18 protein-coding genes and 1 pseudogene are annotated in these 17,914 nt (G+C 71.5%); 3 read left to right on the forward strand and 16 right to left on the reverse strand.

Going from position 1 to position 17,914, the window contains the following annotated elements; all coding sequences use genetic code 11:
- Nucleotides 1-96: 96 nt before the first annotated feature.
- Entirely contained in the window at nucleotides 97-657 is a 561-nt protein-coding gene (locus tag ACZ63J_RS13075; RefSeq protein WP_465403447.1) for a carboxymuconolactone decarboxylase family protein, read from the reverse strand.
- Between the two features lie 42 nt (nucleotides 658-699).
- Here ACZ63J_RS13075 and ACZ63J_RS13080 point away from each other — a divergent pair, with 42 nt between their 5' ends.
- Nucleotides 700-1,023: a winged helix-turn-helix transcriptional regulator gene (locus tag ACZ63J_RS13080; protein WP_465341912.1), complete on the forward strand. Its 324-nt coding sequence runs from the start codon at nucleotides 700-702 to the stop codon at nucleotides 1,021-1,023.
- On the opposite strand, the gene proC is transcribed toward ACZ63J_RS13080, so the two are convergent.
- From proC to ACZ63J_RS13120, 8 genes are all read right to left on the reverse strand, one after another.
- Nucleotides 1,020-1,829 (reverse strand): pyrroline-5-carboxylate reductase, encoded by an 810-nt coding sequence (gene proC, locus ACZ63J_RS13085; RefSeq protein ID WP_465403445.1) that lies wholly within the window; start codon nucleotides 1,827-1,829, stop codon nucleotides 1,020-1,022. The two genes, ACZ63J_RS13080 and proC, sit on opposite strands and share 4 nt — an antisense overlap.
- Before the next feature lie 24 nt (nucleotides 1,830-1,853).
- Nucleotides 1,854-2,672: a thioesterase family protein gene (locus tag ACZ63J_RS13090; RefSeq protein ID WP_465403690.1), complete on the reverse strand. Its 819-nt coding sequence runs from the start codon at nucleotides 2,670-2,672 to the stop codon at nucleotides 1,854-1,856.
- 143 nt (nucleotides 2,673-2,815) lie between these two features.
- The gene (locus ACZ63J_RS13095; RefSeq protein WP_465403443.1) at nucleotides 2,816-3,628 is read right to left on the reverse strand and encodes a sugar phosphate isomerase/epimerase family protein; all 813 of its coding nucleotides are present in this window, start codon (nucleotides 3,626-3,628) and stop codon (nucleotides 2,816-2,818) included.
- A 74-nt stretch (nucleotides 3,629-3,702) separates the two neighbouring features.
- The gene (locus ACZ63J_RS13100) at nucleotides 3,703-5,334 is read right to left on the reverse strand and encodes a hypothetical protein (RefSeq protein ID WP_465403442.1); all 1,632 of its coding nucleotides are present in this window, start codon (nucleotides 5,332-5,334) and stop codon (nucleotides 3,703-3,705) included.
- 157 nt (nucleotides 5,335-5,491) lie between these two features.
- The gene (locus ACZ63J_RS13105; protein ID WP_465403441.1) at nucleotides 5,492-6,475 is read right to left on the reverse strand and encodes a Ppx/GppA phosphatase family protein; all 984 of its coding nucleotides are present in this window, start codon (nucleotides 6,473-6,475) and stop codon (nucleotides 5,492-5,494) included.
- A 399-nt stretch (nucleotides 6,476-6,874) separates the two neighbouring features.
- A complete protein-coding gene (locus tag ACZ63J_RS13110) occupies nucleotides 6,875-7,564 on the reverse strand; it encodes a response regulator transcription factor (protein ID WP_125310281.1) in 690 nt (229 codons plus the stop codon).
- On the reverse strand, nucleotides 7,561-8,805 hold the full coding sequence (locus ACZ63J_RS13115) for a sensor histidine kinase (RefSeq protein ID WP_465308340.1): 1,245 nt from the start codon (nucleotides 8,803-8,805) through the stop codon (nucleotides 7,561-7,563). Before ACZ63J_RS13115 ends, ACZ63J_RS13110 begins: the two co-directional genes overlap by 4 nt.
- A 145-nt stretch (nucleotides 8,806-8,950) precedes the next feature.
- Complete coding sequence (locus ACZ63J_RS13120) at nucleotides 8,951-9,811, reverse strand: oxidoreductase (RefSeq protein ID WP_465403439.1); 861 nt, start codon at nucleotides 9,809-9,811, stop codon at nucleotides 8,951-8,953.
- Between the two features lie 66 nt (nucleotides 9,812-9,877).
- On the opposite strand from ACZ63J_RS13120, the gene ACZ63J_RS13125 reads away from it, so the two are divergent.
- Complete coding sequence (locus ACZ63J_RS13125; protein WP_465403438.1) at nucleotides 9,878-10,516, forward strand: DNA-binding response regulator; 639 nt, start codon at nucleotides 9,878-9,880, stop codon at nucleotides 10,514-10,516.
- Nucleotides 10,513-11,397 (forward strand): hypothetical protein, encoded by an 885-nt coding sequence (locus ACZ63J_RS13130; protein WP_465403437.1) that lies wholly within the window; start codon nucleotides 10,513-10,515, stop codon nucleotides 11,395-11,397. Before ACZ63J_RS13125 ends, ACZ63J_RS13130 begins: the two co-directional genes overlap by 4 nt.
- Nucleotide 11,398: 1 nt before the next feature.
- Here the strand turns inward: ACZ63J_RS13130 and ACZ63J_RS13135 are convergent, their stop codons facing one another.
- The 7 genes and pseudogenes from ACZ63J_RS13135 to ACZ63J_RS13165 all read right to left on the reverse strand — a co-directional run.
- Entirely contained in the window at nucleotides 11,399-12,148 is a 750-nt protein-coding gene (locus tag ACZ63J_RS13135) for a phosphoglyceromutase (RefSeq protein WP_465403436.1), read from the reverse strand.
- Nucleotides 12,149-12,594: 446 nt separating this feature from the next.
- Nucleotides 12,595-13,482 carry a DUF4349 domain-containing protein gene (locus ACZ63J_RS13140; RefSeq protein ID WP_465403435.1) on the reverse strand — a complete coding sequence of 296 codons (888 nt, stop codon included), beginning with the start codon at nucleotides 13,480-13,482 and terminating at the stop codon, nucleotides 12,595-12,597.
- A 69-nt stretch (nucleotides 13,483-13,551) separates the two neighbouring features.
- A complete protein-coding gene (locus tag ACZ63J_RS13145; RefSeq protein WP_465403433.1) occupies nucleotides 13,552-14,064 on the reverse strand; it encodes a type III secretion system chaperone family protein in 513 nt (170 codons plus the stop codon).
- Nucleotides 14,061-15,365, reverse strand: coding sequence for a D-inositol-3-phosphate glycosyltransferase (gene mshA / locus ACZ63J_RS13150; protein ID WP_465403431.1), 1,305 nt, complete (start codon nucleotides 15,363-15,365; stop codon nucleotides 14,061-14,063). The genes ACZ63J_RS13145 and mshA overlap by 4 nt, the downstream gene beginning before the upstream one ends.
- A gap of 22 nt (nucleotides 15,366-15,387) precedes the next feature.
- On the reverse strand, nucleotides 15,388-16,203 hold the full coding sequence (locus tag ACZ63J_RS13155; RefSeq protein ID WP_465403430.1) for an alpha/beta fold hydrolase: 816 nt from the start codon (nucleotides 16,201-16,203) through the stop codon (nucleotides 15,388-15,390).
- Between the two features lie 2 nt (nucleotides 16,204-16,205).
- Entirely contained in the window at nucleotides 16,206-17,384 is a 1,179-nt protein-coding gene (locus ACZ63J_RS13160) for a L,D-transpeptidase (RefSeq protein ID WP_465403428.1), read from the reverse strand.
- Nucleotides 17,385-17,545: 161 nt separating this feature from the next.
- A pseudogene (locus ACZ63J_RS13165) lies at nucleotides 17,546-17,914 on the reverse strand (UDP-N-acetylmuramate dehydrogenase); the annotation flags it as partial.

The raw sequence follows: 17,914 nt of genomic DNA on the forward strand, positions 1-17,914 counted from the left end.
GACTGGTGGGACTAATGCGACGCCTGTCACCGAGATGGGCTCCTACCAGCGCTAACGCACGGGCACCCGCTCGTGCAAGACCGCAGGAATCGCCCATTACGGCGAAACCGGGCGCTCGGTCCCCGGTTCGGGCGGCAGCCGCAGGGCGCGGACGGTGAACGAGATGGCGTGGTACCAGCCGCAGACGAGCAGCAGGTCGAGCGCGCCGTCCTCGCCGACGACGTCGACCAGGGCGGTCCACGCCCCGTCGGAGAGGTCCGACGTCGTGTGCAGCTCGTCGACGGCCGCGAGCACCGCGCGGTCGCCGGCGTCCCAGCAGCCGTCGGCCGGACCGCCGTCCGCGAGCGAGCGCAGCTGGGCGTCGTCGAAGCCCGCCTTCGCGGCGAAGGTCGCGACGTGCACGCCCCACTCGTAGTCGGCGCCGCACCGGGCGGTCGTGCGGGTGATGACCAGCTCACGCTGCCGGACGCTCAGCGCCGAGCGCCGCGAGAAGTAGTACTGCCCCCAGTTCGCGATGGCGTCGACGAGGTCGGGGCGCCGCGCCCACACGCGGAACAGCTGCAGGGGCGGGCCGAGCTGCTCGATCGCGGCCGCCGCGGCGGCGTCGTACGGCGGCTCGAGGGGCGCGATCCGAGGCTGCTTCGATTTCAGAGGCATGACCGGCACGCTAGCATGGGGCGCTTCGGAAAGGAAAGCACTTTGACGACTCCCCTGCCCGGCCGCCCGGTCCGCGGTTCGGCCACCGGCCGCCCGGTGATGGCGCTGCTCGACCTGCTCGGCCGGCGCTGGGCGCTGCGGATCCTCTGGGAGCTGCGCGACGACGCGAACCCGACGTTCCGCGAGCTCCAGCAACGCTGCGACGGCGTCTCGTCGAGCGTGCTGGCGACCCGGCTGCGCGAGCTCGGCGAAGCGGACCTGGTCGGCCACGCCGAGGGTTACACGCTCACCGACCAGGGCAAATCGCTGTTCGAGGCGCTGGTGCGGCTCGACACGTGGGCGAACGACTGGCGGCCGAGGGCCTAGTCCTCGTGGGCCTTGCCCAGCTCCACGGACCGGTCCTTCGCCGCCTCGATCGCCGCGAGCAGCGCCGCGCGGACGCCGTGCTTTTCCAGCTCGCGGATAGCGTTGATGGTCGTCCCGGCCGGGGACGTCACGGCCTCGCGCAGCAGCACCGGGTGCTCCTCCGACTCGGCGAGCATCTTCGCCGCGCCGACGGCCGACTGGATGATCAGCTGACCGGCCAGCGCCCGCGGCAGGCCGAGCAGGATGCCGGCGTCGATCATGGCCTCGACCAGGAAGAAGAAGTAGGCGGGCCCGGAGCCCGACAGCGCCGTGACGGCGTCCTGCTGGGCCTCGGGCACCTCGACGACCTGGCCGACGTGCGAAAGCAGCTCACGCACGACCGCGAGGTGCTCGGCGGTGGCGTGCCGCCCGGCCGACATGGCGCTCATGGCCTCGCCGACCAGCATCGGCGTGTTCGGCATGACCCGCACCACGGGAACGCCCTCGGCCAGCCGCCGCTCGTACAGCGAGGTCGGCAGGCCGGCACACAGCGACACGACCAGCGACGACGGACCGAGGAAGGGCGCGAGCTCGGCGAGCACGGGGTCGATGTCCTGCGGCTTCACGGCCACGACGAGGACATCGGCCCGCTTGGCGGCTTCCTCGACCTCGACGCCGCGGATGCCGTAGCGCTCGGTCAGCTCCTGGACGCGCGCGGGGTAGCGCTCGGTGAAGAGGAGGCCGTCCGGCTCGTGGCCGCCGTGCAGCAGCCCCGAGAGCAACGCCTCGCCGATCTTCCCCGCACCCAGCACCGCGATGACCGTCATGGCGTAAAGCGTGCCAAACGCCGCTCAGCCGCCCGGGGCCGGGGCGAGACCCAGCTGCCGCGCCTGACACACCAGCCGCCCCTGGGAGTCGACCACCGTGGCGTCCGAGTCGAACCACGACTCGTGGACTGACCTCGACTCCACCACCACCCGCAGCCAGCCCGGGGCCGGGCGGGTGCGCAGCAGCGCCGTCAGCTGGACCGTCGGGGCCCAGCCGATGCGGCCCAGGTTCATCACCACCGGTGGGTTGACGTCCGAGGCCAAGAGCGTGAAGTACGGGTCGACCAGGCTGTGGCGCGGCCGGACCCACAGCCGCATCCGGGGTGGCTCGCCCGTGCGCCCGGCCAGGTAACCCGCGGTCGCCGGGTCGAGGCGGACCTCGCAGCCCTTGGCCAGGTTGAACGGCCCCTCCGGGCTCTCGGGCATCGTCAGCGCGCCCGGCGGCGGCTCGGCGGGCATCGACGGCACGTCCGTCCACTCCGGGCGCCGCATCGGCAGCCGGCCGGTCGTCACGCGCGCCTCGACGCAGCTGCGGCCGCGCTGCTCCAGGCGGACCTCGACGACCGTCGCCCGGCGCCCCACCTTGCGGACGTCCGTGCGCAGCAGCACCGGGCCGAGCGCCGGCGCGTGCAGGAACTCCGCGCTGACGACGAGCGGCTCGGCGTGCGGCTCCCCGCGTTCGTGGAGCGCGGCGATCGCCGCCTTGGCCAGCAGGGCCAGGAGGAAGCCCCCGTGCGGGTGCGAGCCGATGGCCCATTCCGCACGCAGCACCGCGGTGAAGGTGCCGTCCCCCAGCGACCGCGCCGCACTCGCCGTGTCGAAGGACGCGGCGGTGCCGTCCATTCCGCTCACGAACGCGCCGTGCCGGTGCGGGAATCCGGGAAGGTGACGAGCAACGCGCGCGACGGTTTCACAGTCGGAACTTTACGTGTTCGACCGGCGGAAATGCACTCGGGAGTAGTGGTGTCCTGTCGGAACGTGCTCAGTTATAACCCGAGGTGGAATCGCGCGAACAGCAATGCCTCCGCCAGATCACGCACGCGCTCGGCCGCGGTGACGGCGTGCCGCGTGTTGACCTCGAGCACGATCTGCCCGGCAAAACCGCTGCTGACCAGCTTTTCCAGGAGCGCCGCACAGGGCTGCCCACCCCGTCCGGGCACCAGGTGTTCGTCCTTCGGGACGCCGGTGCCGTCCGCCAGATGGAGGTGTGTGAGGCCTTCCCCCATCCGCTCGGCGAGCGCCAGCGCGTCCATCCGGGCTGCCGCTGTGTGGGACAGGTCGAGCGTGTAGTGCCGGAAACCGACGTCCGTCGGATCGATCGACGGCCGGAACGCCGACACGCGCGAATTCTTCGAACCGCCGGGCGGGCGGACCTTGAACATGTTCTCGACGGCGATTTCGATCCCGCTCGACTCCTCCAGCTCGTCGACGAGATCACCGAATGCGTCACCGTAGCGGCGCTGCCAGCGGAATGGCGGGTGCACGACAACCGTGCGCGCCCCGAGCTCAACAGCGGCGTCGACCGACATCCGCAACCGAATCACCGGATCGGGTGACCAGATCCGCTGGGTGATCAGCAGTGACGGCGAGTGGATCGACAGCACGGGCATCCCGGTGCGGCGCGACCAGCGGCGCAAGGCTGCGACGTCCTGGCTGACGGCGTCGGCCCAGACCATCACCTCGACCCCGTCGTAGCCCAGCTCGGCGGCCAGCTCGAACGCCGACCCGGCCTTGAGGGGCCACACGGACGCCGTGCTGAGGCCGACCGGCACCGGCTTCTCGTCTGTCACGCGCGCCATCCTGCCTCGTCACGCAGGGTGGGAAGCAGGGGCGTGCCTCGAAGGGGACGCGCATCACCGCGTCCCCTTCGAGGTCAGCGTCCGACGAGCAGCAGCGCAGCGGGCGAGACCGTCACCACCAGGCCGACCAGCACGGCCAGCACCGTGGTCTGCAGGTCTTCGGCGCGGCGGATCTTCCGCACGATCCAGACCAGCGCGACGACCACGAGCAGCGCCGCGACGAGGGCGGCCGCCGGGATGTTCACCCACAGCCAGTTGAAGCCGAGCCAGACGGCGGCGCCGCCGACCACGCCCAGCGCCAGCTGGCCGGCCAGCGCCAGCCACGCCTTGCCGGGCGAAGCCGCGGGCTCCGGCTCCGCGACCGGGCCGGGCGCGTCGTCGTACTCGTCGTCTTCGTAGCCTTCGCCCTGCTCGTAGCCGTAGTCGTCCTGCTCGAAGTCCGGGCCGTCCGCCGGGTACCCGTCGGCGAACTCGCGCTCGTACGGCTCGAGGTCGTCCGGGATCGGCGCCCGCGAGGCACGCTCACCGGGCGCGAACGGCATCGGCGGCGGGTACGTGCCGGTCGGCGGGCCCGCGTCGTAGGCGGCCTGGTAGCCGCTGCTTTCCGGCGCGAAACCGTCGGGCTCGAAGTCGTCCTCGGGGTAACCGTCGTCCGGAGCATCGGTCGGCACCACCGGCATGACGCCGATCTCGGTGTCCTCCATCTGCTCCTTCTGGCGGCGCTTGCGCCAGTTCGCCAGGCCCGCGGGCGACGACGGCGGCTCGTCCGGCTTCTTGCCCTTCGGCCCCTTGGGCGGGACGGGCGGCGCCGGCTCGTCGTCGGGGACCGCCGAGAACTGCTCGGTGTAGGCCTCCTGCTGCGGCTGCGGGCGGCGCGCCGGGCCCCGGCGCGGGCGGCCGGGCGCGGCAGGCGGCGTCGAGAACGTGCCGCTGGCCATCGGGGGCGGCGGCCCGTCGACGTCGGCGTCCGGGGTGCCGTTGAGGCCGTCGAGCCGGGCCGACAGCGGGCCGGACTGCGGCGGCGGCGTCGGCAGCTGCTGGGACGGCTGCGGCGGCGGGGTCGGCAGCTGCTGCGACGGCTGCGGCGGGCCCGGGCGCCGGCGGACCGGCGGGACGGCCCCGCGGGTCTCCTCGGCCGCGGGCGGCGGCGGGGTCGGCAGCTGCTGGGACGCCTGCGGCGGAGGCGGCGGCTGACGCCGGGGCGCGCGCGGCGGCGCCGGCGGCGGCTCCGGCGGGCTCGCGAACTGCCCGGACTCCTGCGGCGGCCGCGCGAACTGGCCCGACTGCTGCGGCGGGCGCGCGTACTGACCGGACTCGGCGCCACCGGGGGCGGGCCGGGCCGGCGGCGGGGGCGGCGGGACCGGCCGCGGCAGCGGCTGCGAGTCCTGCGGGACCGCGCGGGGCGCGGGCGGCGGCGCGGCCGGTGGCTCGGCGCGACGCCGTCCGGACGGCCGCGCGGGCGGCGCCGCCGGGGGCGGGCCTTCGCCGGCCACGCGGTCGATGATCGCCTGCGGGCCGGTGTCGCTCACGCCGGGCCGCCGGTGCGAGCCGGTCGCGCCGGGCGGGGCTTCGGGGGTGCCGGGTTCGTCGTCGTCCTCGGCCGCGCGCCGGCGGCGACGGCGTCCGCCGTCGACCTGGGCGCCGTGCTGGGCGAGCAGCTCAGCCACGGTCTTCTGCGGCTGGTCGCCTCCGGTCTGGTCCGTCATACCTGGTAATCCCCTGCGCGCTCCGGGTCTTCGGCACTTCGCGAACGGGTTCCCGACGGCACGCCGGCGGCGCAGCGCGCGCTGTGCGTTGTCCTCTGCATGTCCGTCACCCCTTCACCGTGCCCGTCTTCCTCGTACGAAGTCCAGCCGACTGCTTTCACCGGTCCTCCTGTGCGCCGAAGCGCGCCACGAGGGCGGCTCCAGTCTCATCCGCGCCGTTGGAATGGTCCAGCCGCCGCAGGATGACACCTTCTCGCAGAGCCCACGGGCAGATCTCGAGTTCGGGCAATCCGAGCGCCCGCATCGTGGCCTGCGCGACGAGCGCACCCGCCACCAGCTGGTGCGATCGGCTCGAACTGACCCCCTCGAGCTGGGCCAGATCGGCCGAGGGCATCCGCGAGATGAAGGCCAGGAGCTGCCGCAATGCGGTATCCGTGAGCGTACGTCGCACGCGCGGACCCGCCGCCGAGGGGGCGGCGCCGGTCAGCCGCGCGAGCGACCGAAACGTCTTCGACGTCGCGACGACCCGATCGGGTTCACCCCATTTGGTGACCTTCCGCGCAAGCTCGGTGAGCTGGTCGTCGAGCCACGCCGAGGTGGCGACGAGCTCCGAGCGCGTCGGCGGATCGTGCTTGAAGCGGGTGCGCGTGGTCCGGCCGGCGCCCAGCGCGAGCGATTCGGCCAGCACGGGCTCCTCGTCACGGCCCATGGCGATCTCCAGCGAGCCCCCGCCGATGTCGAGCACGAGCAGCTTCCCGGCCGACCACCCGTACCACCGCCGCACGGCGAGGAAGGTGAGCCGCGCCTCGTCGATCCCGGAGAGAACCTGCAGCTCAACGCCGGTTTCCTCGGCCACGCGGGCCAGCACCTTGGCGGAGTTCTTCGCTTCGCGGACGGCGGAGGTGGCGAAGGCCATCAGCTCTTCACAGCCGAGCCGGGCAGCGGCTTCCTTGGCGGATTCGACGGCGGTTACGAGCTCGTCGGCCCCGGCGCGGCTGAGGTCCCCGGTCCGGGTGATCCGCTCGGCCAGCCGCAGCACGGACTTTTCGGAATGCATCGGCGTCGGGTGGGCGCCCCGGTGGGCGTCGACCACGAGCAGGTGGACGGTGTTGGAACCGACGTCGAGTACCCCTAGGCGCACGGGGGTCCAGGGTACCGGCCCCAGCCCCAGGTCTCGAACTTGTAACCGAAAACACTCGGTACAACCCCACCCCGGCGCGCCTCCCACGCAAGAAAACCGCCCAAAAAGGACCCCAAGAGCAAGGGACCCAGACAAAGGAGCGGCTGGTCATCCCGTCGCCTGAGGCCGAAAAAATCACTTTGAGCCGGGCCCGCAACCCCAAGCGCAAAGAGGGCAAAGAGCCCAAGCTTGCGGGCCCGGCTCAAAGTGATAGGCCTCAATCAGGCGACGGGATGACCAACCGCGCCCACAACACAAAGGCGAGACAAAGGAACAAACCCAGGGGTCATCCCAGAGCCTGCCCGTCCGGCGAGGACAGTCCCTGGAAGGCGGCAGCCCACAAACGCGACGCCCTAGGGCCTACGTCTCGAACTTGTACCCCAACCCCCGCACAGTCACGAGATGCCGAGGAGACCCAGGATCCGGCTCGATCTTCGACCGCAACCGCTTCACATGGACATCCAAAGTCTTGGTATCCCCAACGTAGTCCGCGCCCCAAACCCGGTCGATCAGCTGCCCCCGAGTCAGCACCCGCCCCACATTCCGAAGCAGATACTCCAGCAGATCGAACTCCTTCAACGGCAGCGAAACCTCAGCCCCATCCACCGTCACAACATGCCGCTCGACATCCATCCGAACCGGCCCGGCGGACAGCACAAGCGGAGCCAGCTCCCCCTCAGCCCCCGGCTCACCACCCCGCCGCAGCACAGCCCGAACCCGCGCGATCAACTCCCGAGCCGAGTACGGCTTGGTGACATAATCATCCGCACCGAGCTCCAGCCCGACGACCTTGTCGATCTCGCTGTCCCGCGCGGTCACCATGATCACCGGCACGGCGGAGCGCTGACGCAGCTGCTTGCAGACGTCGGTGCCGCTCATCCCCGGCAGCATCAGGTCGAGCAGCACGATGTCGGCGCCGTTGCGGTCGAACTCTTCGAGCGCGGCCTGGCCGGTGCCGGCGACGGCCGCGGTGAACCCTTCCTTGCGCAGCAGGAAGGCGAGGGGGTCGGCGAACGACTCCTCGTCCTCGACGATGAGAACCCTGGTCACAGGTTTCCTCCATGATCTGGGCTGTCCTGCCCGGTAACCACGAGCCTCGGGGTGCGCTCGGGGGTCTTCTCCTGCCGTGGTGCCGGCGAGGTCTGCTTGCCGGGCTTGGCCGGCTCGGGGGCCGGCTCCGGCCGGACGTGCGCGGGGATGCGGAGGGTGAACGTCGAGCCCGTGCCGGGCCGGCTCCACAACCCGACCGAGCCGCCGTGGTTGGCCGCGACGTGCTTGACGATCGCCAGGCCGAGCCCGGTGCCGCCGGTGGCGCGCGAGCGGGCCTTGTCGGCGCGGTAGAAGCGCTCGAAGACCCGGGTCTGCTCGTCCTCGGGGATGCCGATGCCGCGGTCGGTGACGGCGATCTCGACCATGCCGTCGGCGAGGCGCCTGCTGATCGACACCGGGCTGCCCGCCGAGGAGTACGCGACGGCGTTCTCCAGCAGGTTCGACAGCGCGGTGACCAGCAGCGTCCGGTCGCCCTCGATGAGCAGGCCGCTGGGGGTGTCGGTGGTGATCCGGATGTCGGCCGACTCGGCCGACAGCGTCGTCCGGCCGAGCGACTCGCGGACGACCGCGTCGACCTCGACGACGTTGAGGTCCGGCAGCCGTTCGGCGCCCTGCAGCCGCGACAGCGCGATCAGCTCGGTGACGAGCTGGCCGAGCCGGGTGGACTCCCGGAGGATCTTGCCGCCGAAGCGACGGACCTCCTCGACGTCCTCGGCGGCGTCGAGAACGGCCTCGGTGAGCAGCGCGATCGCGCCCACCGGCGTCTTGAGCTCGTGGCTGACGTTCGCGACGAAGTCGCGGCGCACGGCTTCGAGCCGGATGGCCTCGGAGTGGTCGACGGCCTCGACGACGGTGAAGCCGTCCCCGAGCGGCCGGACCTGGCCGAGCACCGCTTCCGGCTGGCGGCCGCGCGCTTCGAGCGGCGACAGGTCGATCTCCATCGGCTCGTCGGTCTCGACGACCTGCTCGGCGGCCTTGCGGGCCCGCGGGTCGGCCTGGTTGACCTTCACCAGGCCCAGCTCGTAGGCGCGCGGGTTGTGCAGCACCATGTCGCCGAACTTGTTGAGCACGACAACGCCGTTGTTGGACGACCGGATCAGCCGTTCGAGGAGCTCCGCGACGGTCGGCCCCGGCGGCCGGGCCTCTTCGCGCCGGGTTCGTGCCCGCGCGAGGAGGAAACCGACCACCGCACCGGCCACCAGGGCTCCGATGGCCAGTGCGAGTGAAACAGGCGTGGTCACAGCCCGATCGTAAGCTGTGATGTGGTCCTTCGGCCTAGCGTTGTCCGCCTTGTCGTGAGCACCGCGACATCTGGGGAGGACATGTTCGCCGGTGCTTCAACCGGCGTTCACCCGATCGATTCCCCGGCGAGACATTCCGGGTGAATCACCCGAGGGTTTTCAAATCGTCTTCCGTGAGCTCCAGCGCGGCCGCCGCGACGTTCTGTTCCAGGTGCGCGACGTCGCCCGTGCCGGGAATGGCGAGCACGTGCGGGCCCTGGTGCAGCGTCCAGGCGAGCCGCACCTGCGCCGGGGTGACGTCGTGGCGGCGCGCGACTTCCGCGACCCGCGCGTCCTCCCCGGTCCCGCTCGCGACGGCGAAGAACGGCACGAACGCGATCCCCCGTTCGGCGCACATCCGGACGATTTCGTCGTCTTCGCGCCGCGCGGTGAGGCCGTACTGGTTCTGGACGCAGACGACCGGCGCGATTTCCAGCGCCTCGGTCAGGTGCCCGGGAGCGACGTTGGAAATGCCCAGCTCGCGGATCAGCCCCTCCTCGCGCAGTTCGGCGAGTGCACCGAAACCGTCGGCGAGGGAGCCCTCGCCGCGGTCGAGGCCTTCGCCGATCCGGTAGTTCGCGATGTCGAGGTGGTCCAGACCCAGTTCGCGGAGGTTCTCCTCGACCTGGGCCCGCAGCTGCTCGGGCCGGGCGGTGTAGAACGCGCCGGTGAAGTCGCGGCCCGGGCCGACCTTGGTGGTGATCGTCAGGTCGTCGTACGGCGACAGCGCGCTGTTGATCAGCTCGTTCGCCGACCGCGGACCGGCGAAGTAGAACACCGCGGTGTCGATGTGGTTGACGCCGAGCTCGACGGCGCGGCGGAGGACCGCGATGGACGTCTCGCGGTCGCGGACGCCACCGTCCGAAGTGGACATCAGGCGCATCGCGCCGAAACCGAGCCGGTTGACTTCGAAGGAGCCGAGCTTCCAGGTGCCCGCCGCGGCGGCGGGAAGGGTGTTCGTGGTCATGGCTCCAGCTTTCCGGCGCGGACTCGCGACCACCCGTTTTGGCAATTTGCTGCCACACTGGAATGCGTGGAGAGAGTCAGTGACGTCGTCGTGGTGCGCGGCGAGGCCGAGCTGTTCGAGCGCACCAAGCACCTGTTCGCGACCGCGACGGAGGTCTCGTGCGCGGCCCGCGACCTGCACACGTGGTCGGTGGCGCACCCGACGATGCCGGAGCGGGAGCAGGCGGTGCGCACCACGTCGGTGCGCAAGATGTACCTGCCCGGCGTCCTGTTCGACCCGGCGCTGGCCGAGCACCTGCGGTTCATGGCCTCGCACGGCGCGCGCATCCGGATCACCGAGCGCGAGGTCAACGAGACGATCCTGCTCGACCGCCGGATCGCGATCGTCGCGGGCGACAACGTCGGCGGCGTGCGCAGCTACACCGTCGTCAGCAGCCCGGAGCTGGTCCAGGGCATCCAGTCGCTGTTCGAGGCGGCCTGGGCCGGCGCCACGGACCTCGCGTCCTACCAGGCGCGGTTCACCGAGCTGGGCGCGCGGGAGATCCTCGAGCAGCTGGCCTCCGGCTGCAAGGACGAGACGGCGGCCCGCGTCCTCGGGGTCGGCCTGCGGACCTACCGGCGGCGGGTGGCGGAGCTGATGGAGCTCCTCGGCGCGTCTTCGCGGTTCCAGGCCGGGGCCCGGGCCCGCGACGCCGGGCTGCTGTGAAGCGGTTGCTCCTGGCGCTCGTCCTGACGACGTCGGCGTGCTCGTCGGCGATCCCGGGCACGGCCGTCCCGATCCCGGGCGCGGGAAACCTCGCGCTGGTCGACGCCTCGGGCACGGGCGCGGCCCTCGACGCGGTGAAGACGGCGGTGGAGGCGGTGTTCAGCTACGACTCCGCGAACCCGGCGGGCTTCGACCAGGCCGTCGCGGCGAACGTCACCGGCGCGGCGAAGGACCAGCTCACGACGTTGTTCGACGCGGTGCGGAAGAGCCCGCAGCCGGTCCTCCTGGTCACGAGGGTGCGGGATGCGGCCGCGGTGGAGTTCTCCGGCGACCGGATCCGCGAACTGGCCGTACTCCGGCAGGACAGCGGTGCCACGCAGGGCCTGGCCACGGTCGCGGTCACCGCGAGCCGGCAAGGCGGGCGCTGGCGGCTCTCCGACATCGCGGTGAACCCCGCGCAGCCGCCGCCGGCGCCGCAGCCGGACGACGGCAGCCCCGGCGGGGTGCGCGACTCGGCGCTGGCCGGCGCCCGCGCGGTGGCGGGCGCGCTCTTCACGACCGACAGCGGCGATCCCGAGGGCAGCTACGCACGGGCCGAAGCCGTCCTCGCCGATCCGCTGCTGAGCGACTACCGCGCGAAGAAGGCGACGTACGTCGAGTCGATCCGCAAGGCGGGCACGAAGGTCGCGCTCGGCCCGAACCCGGTGGCCGGGGTCCTCGCGCTCACCGGCGGGCGGGCGGTCGTGCTGTTCTTCACGACGCTGCAGGTCACCGACGCAGGCGGGAAGGTGACCAGCCGCCCCTTCACGGCCGAACTCGACGTCGTCCGCGAAGGGGCGAGCTGGCAGGCGACCGGCGTGCGGCCGGTCGTCTCGCCCTAGCTCAGCGGCCCTGGTTCGCCACCGCGGCGGCGGCTTCCTTGGCGGCCTCGGGGTCGAGGTACTCCCCGCCCGGCTTCACCGGCTTCAGGTCGTCGGTGAGGTCGTAGCGCAGCGGGATGCCGGTCGGGATGTTGAGGCCGGCGATGTCGGCGTCGGAGATCCCGTCGAGGTGCTTCACCAGCGCGCGCAGCGAATTGCCGTGCGCGGCGACCAGGACGGTCTTGCCCGCGCGCAGGTCCGGCACGATCTCGGACTCCCAGTACGGCAGCAGCCGCTCGACGACATCCTTGAGGCACTCGGTCAGCGGCGCGCTGTCGCCGAGGTTCGCGTACCGGGCGTCGCCGGCCTGGCTCCACTCGTCCTTCGGGTCGATCGCCGGCGGCGGGGTGTCGTAGGAGCGGCGCCAGAGCATGAACTGCTCCTCGCCGAACTCGTCGAGAGTCTGCTTCTTGTTCTTGCCCTGCAGCGCGCCGTAGTGCCGCTCGTTGAGGCGCCAGTCGCGCTTGACCGGGATCCAGTGCCGGTCGGCGGCGTCCAGCGCGATGTTCGCGGTGGCGATCGCGCGCCGCAGCAGCGAGGTGTGCAGCACGTCGGGCAGCAGGCCGGCGTCGGCCAGCAGCCGGCCGCCCTGGCGGGCTTCGGCCTCGCCCTGCTCCGACAGCGGCACGTCCACCCAGCCGGTGAACAGGTTTTCCGCGTTCCACGTGCTCTGCCCGTGTCGCAGCAGCACCAAGGTCCCGAGTTCAGCCATGAGGCAAGCCTGCCAGAGCGGACCACCGCGCCGACCGGTGACTCCCCAGGGTCCGCGGTTTTCCCCAGTTGTCCTACCCAGAGTGTGTTACTTCGGAGTAACACCTCACTCTTCGACAAGTCCGAGTGCCAACAACGCGCAAATTCCGGGCAACGGACTGCACACCGTTATCGCTCAGCGGTAAATTCACTCGAACGGACTAGTGAGTAGTCTTGTGATTACAGGTCGAGATCTGACAGGTTGGCTTAGTCCCGAGCGGCCGGATTCCACGCACTCCCCGGCCGGTTTCGGGCTTTGACCGCGGCTCGTCTCCCCCCTGCCGAGCCGCGGCCCGCCCGGCCCCGTTGGCACCCCCCTCGTCACCGGGTCCTGATCGGCGGGAACTTCAGCGGGGCGGCTCGAGATCGCGACTCCCCCCTCCCTCGAGCCGTCCCGCCTGTTCTCCCTCACACCTCGGTCGACACCGGCACCGGCTCCGGACGCGCGGCCCGGTGGCGCTTGTGCAGCCACCAGCCACCCCAGGCCAGCGGCCCGACGAGCAGCAGGAACGGCGCGACCGCGCCCAGCACCGTCAGCAGGCCGCCGCCGAAGGTCAGGAACGCGTCCCACCCGCCGGACAGGCCGCCCAGGAACCCCGTGCTCTGCTCCTCGGCGGGCGGCGGCGGTGCGGCGACACTGCGGATGCTCATCGCCACCGTCGCCATCGCGACACTGCCCGCCAGCGAGTTCCGTTGCTGCTCCAGCGATTCGAGCGCCGACTCGCGGCTCGTCAGCTCGCTTTCGATCGACGTGATGTCCGACACGGACGACGCCTGGGACAGCAGCGCGCGGATGCGCTCCACCGACGCCCGCTGCGTGGTCAGCCGCGCGTCGACGTCGACGACCTGCTCGGTGACGTCCTGGGTGGCCAGCTCCCGCTTGACCATCGCGGAACCCAGGTGCGACAGCTGGTCGAGGACCCCGTCGAGCTTGTCCGAGGGCACCGCGAGCGAGAGGGTCGCCGAATCCTCGGCCGTGCTCTCCTGGCCGGTGTAGCCCCCGGCGCCCAGCGCGATCCCGCGGGCCTGCGCCACGACGTCGGTGACCTTGGTGGCGGTCAGGTCCAGCCGGGCACTGCGGGAAAGCTTGCGGTCGGTGGCCCCGGCCTGTGGCGGGGTCACCTTCGAACCCTGTTCGGTCTTGCCGGTGCCGCCGGTTCCCTGCTGCGGCGCGGCCGGGACGCGCGCCGTTCCGGCACTGTCCGCCGTGGACGCCGGGTTTTCCGCCGCCGAGCAGCCGGCCAGCGCGAACGCCACCGCCGTCACCGCCAGCGCCGTTCTCCATCGAGTCCGCATCCTGGTCTCCCTCCAGTTTCGACTGGCGGTGAGACGGATGTCCGGTTCAGCCCCGTTGCACGGGTCCGGTCACGACTCGGTCAAGCCCGGTTCGTGCGGCTTCTCCGGCGCCACGAGGTGCTTGAACGCCTGGAGGTTGGCCAGCGACTCGCCGCGGGAGACGCGCCAGTCCCACTCGCGCTTGATCGACGTCGCGAAGCCGATCTCGAGGAGCGTGTTGAAGTCGCCGTCGGCGGCCTCGAGGACCTGCCCGAGCACCTTGTCGAGCTCGTCGGCGCTCATCGTGTCCTTGCCGAACCGGCCGACCAGGTAGATGTCGCCGAGGTTGTCCACCGTGTAGTGCACGCCGTAGAGCTTCGCGTTGCGCTGCAACAGGAACCGGTAAACGTCCTCATGGGACTCGTCGGGACGGCGGCAGACGAAGGCTTCCACGGAGAACGCGTGGTCGCCGTCGACGAGCCACGCGTTCGTCTGGAGCTTCTTCGTGCCCGGGAGCGTCACGAAGTACTTGCCCGGCGCGCGTTTGTCGTACTTCAGCTCCGCGGAGTCCAAAGTAGACTGAATCAGCTCGTCCAGGCTCACACCGCCACCTCCGCGCGCCGTTCCAGCGCGTGCCGGAAGGCGCTGGTCGCCTGAGCATAGATGTCCAGCAGCGCGTCCGTGGTGCGACGCCAGGAGAACCGCCGCGCGTGCACGACGGCGTTGGCGCCGAGCTCGGCGCAGCGGTCCGGCCGCAGGGCGACGGCGGCGAGCGCGTCCGCCCACTCCTCGGCGCCGTGCCCCGGCACCAGCAGGCCGGAGACGCCGTGCGGCACCGCCACCGGCAGGCCGCCGACCTCGGCCGCGACGACCGGTGTCCCGCAGGCCTGCGCCTCCAGGGCGACCAGCCCGAACGACTCGTTGTAGCTGGGCACCGCGACGACGTCGGCGGCGCGGAAGACCCGGGCGAGCGCCTCGCCCGGCTGCGGTGGCAGGAACCGGACCTGCGCCTCGATGCCGAGGGACACGGCGAGCTCGCGCAGCGCCTGCGGCTGCTCCAGCCCGGTCCCGGACGGCCCGCCGACGACCAGCACGACCAGCTTCGAGGCGAGTTCGGGACGCCGTCGCAGCAACGCCTCGGCGGCGTAGAGCAGGACGTCCGGCGCCTTCAGCGGCTGGATCCGGCCGGCGAACGCGAGCACCACGGCGTCGTCGGGCAGGCCCAGCTCGGTGCGGGCGAGGTGCTTCGAGCCCGGCGTGAAGCGCTCGAGGTCGACCCCCGGCGGCACGGCGTGCACCGCGTGCGGCTCGGCGTCGTAGAGGTCGATGAGCTGGCGCGCCTCGACGGCGGTGTTGGCGACGAGCCGGTCGGCCTCGGCGACCACCTGCTCCTCGCCGATGACGCGGATGCGCGACTCGGGTTTGTCCCCCTCGGCGAGCGCGGAGTTCTTCACCTTCGCCAGGGTGTGCGCGGTGTGCACCAGTGGTACGGACCACCGGTCGCGGGCGAGCCAGCCGACCTGGCCCGACAGCCAGTAGTGGGAGTGGATGAGGTCGTAGTGCCCGGGCTCGTGGAAGGCCTCGGTCCGCAGCACGCCGGAGGTGAACGCGCACAGCTGGCCGGGCAGCTCGTCGCGGCTCAGCGGCTCGAACGGCCCCGCCTGCACGTGCCGGACGGTCACACCCGGCGCCAGCTCGGCGACCGGCGGCTGGTCGGACGACGTCGCGCGGGTGAACACCTCGACCTCGACCCCGCGGCGGGCCATCTCCGTCGCCGTCTGGCTCACGTAGACGTTCATGCCGCCGGCGTCGCCGGTCCCCGGCTGCTCGAGCGGCGAAGTGTGCACGGAGAGCACCGCGATCCTTCGCGGCGCAGCACGGAACCCCCGGATGGAGCTGGTCACCTGGTCACGTCTCCCGAATACGTCAGCATTCTTCGGCGAATTGCCGGAGCACCGCGTCGAACTCGTCCGCGGACTCGGCGAAGGGCGCATGGCCCCCCTCAGCAAACCAACGCCCGACGGCACCCGGAATCTTCCCGAGTGCGTGTTCGGCCGCCGAAGGATCGATGACGCGGTCCGCCGAACCGTGCACGACCAGGGCCGGCTTGTCGATCGCGGCCAGGACCTGGTCGCTGCCGACGTCGCGGCGGAACAGGGCCGCCCGGACCGCCGGCGGCACGCTCAAACTGGCCCCGAGCAGGGCCTGGACCTGCGCGCCGGGCACCGGCCGCGCGGCCATCTCGCGGCAGAACGCCGTGAGCGCCGGGACCGCGATGTCCGGATCGTCCGAAAGCATGTCGCGCATGTGCTCGCGCATCAGCGGACCGACGCGGCCACCCGGCCGCTCGCGGCCGATCTCGGTGATCGCGCCGACGAGCACGATGCCGCGCAGCCGTGCGGTGCCGTGCACCCGGATGTGGTCGGCGAGCACCAGGCCGCCGTAGGACCAGGCGACGACGATCGCGTCCGGCCCGGCGAAGTCGAGCACGGCGGCGAGGTCGTCGGCCCAGACGACCGGGTCGTCGTACCCGGTGGCCGGGACGTCGGAGGCGCCGTGGCCGCGCAGGTCCATCGCGACGAGCCGGAACCGCTCGGTCAGCGCGGGGTCGGCGAGCTGCGCCGCCCAGCACCCGGACGACTGCGCCCAGCCGTGCACAAAAACGATCGGCCTGCTGTTCTCCGCGCCCTCGACCCGCAGGCCGAGCCGCGCCCCGCCGTGTCCGACGACCTCGGTCCGCACGGTTACTTCGCGCCCAGCGCCTGCCAGGCCGACCAGGAGAAGTTCCAGTCCTTGACGTCGGAGTTCATCGGCGCGCCCAGCTTGGACCCGGTGATCTCGACCGGGTCGCCGACCAGCGCGGAGTCGAAGTAGTCCTTGGCGTCGGCTTCCAGCAGGTTGACGCAGCCGTGGGAGTTGTTGGCCTTCCCGATGTTGGCCGCGTTGTCCTGGTTCTCGTGGATGAACTCACCGTGGTTGGAGAACCGGCAGGCCCACTTCTTGTTGACGTTCGTGTAGCCGTAGCGGGCGTTGTCGAAGATCGCCGACGGCTCCTTGCTCATCACGATGTAGGTGCCGTTGGGGGTGTTGCGGTCGACCTCGGCGTCCAGCCCGTTCGCGCACGGGTAGCTCTTGACCTGCGAGCCGCCGCGGTAGACGTGCATCTGGTGTTCCGGGGTGCTGATCTTGACGACCTGGTTGCGGCCGATCTTGAACTTCGTGGTGACGTCGGCCTTGCCGTACGCGCCGCCGCCCAGCTCGACGCCGTAGAGCTTCGCCTCGACGCTCACGGTGATGTTCTGCGGCCAGTACTCCTTCGGCCGGTAGTCGACCTGCGAGTCGGACAGCCAGCCCCAGGCGCCTTCGACGTCCTTGTCCGTCTTCACCGACAGCGCCTTCTCGACGGCCTTGCGGTCCTTGACCGGCGACTGGAACTTGACGCTGATCGGCATGGCCACGCCGACCTGGGCGTTGTCGGCCGGGTTGAGCGTGGCGCGGACCTGCTTCGCCGGGCTGATGGTGGTGAACTTGCCCGTGAAGTCGGCCGGCTTGCCGTCGCTGCCGGTGGCCTTCGCCGTGTACGTGTAGGTCTTGCCGTAGCCGAGCGGCTCGGTGCTGGTCCAGCTGAGGCCGTCCGGCGCGGTCTCGCCCTTGACGTCCTTGCCGCCGTCGGCGGTCACCTTGCACTCGGTGAGCTTGCCGTCGGCGACCTTGAGGACGACCGGCTTGAGGACGGAGGCGTCCTTGGCGTCCACGGCGGGCTCGGCCGTGAACTTCGCCACGGGCTGGGCGTTGCCCTCGCCGTCGGCGCCCGCCGCTCCGGTGGGCAGCGCGGTGCCGTCGTTGGTGCTCGAACACGCCGCGGCCACCAGGGCGGCCCCGGCCGCGAGTGCGGCCTTGAAGACCATGCGCCGTTCGATCACCGAAACCTCCTGAGTATCCCCCGCCGACCAGCGGGCACACACGCCCTTAGCGCTGGTAACCCAGCTGACGTTACCCGCTGAAAGGTAAAGACCAACCGATCAGGTGGTGACGCCTTTGTCGACAAAGACGTCTCATACACGTCCAGGTTGCCCGGTTCGGCTCAAATGACGCAGTTGATCAGGAGCGGTTCGGGGTGCAGCCGGACGCCGAAGCGCTCGAAAACGCCGTCGCGCACCTCGCGGGCCAGGGCCAGCAGGTCTTCCGTTGTCGCTTCGCCGCGGTTGGTCAGCGCGAGGGTGTGCTTGGTCGACAGCGAGACGCGGTTCCCCGGCCCGGGGTACCCCTTGGCGAAGCCGGCGCGCTCGATCAACCACGCCGCCGACAGCTTGACGCCGCCGTCCGCCGGGTACTGCGGCGGGGGGGGGGGGGGGGGGGCGGCGGGGGGGGGGAGAAAAACTTCCCCCCCGGGCCAAAGGGACGCCGGGGTGGGGGATAAAGAACATACGCTCCCCGCGTCGCGGTGGGACGA

The organism is Amycolatopsis sp. NPDC104863 (assembly GCF_055582965.1).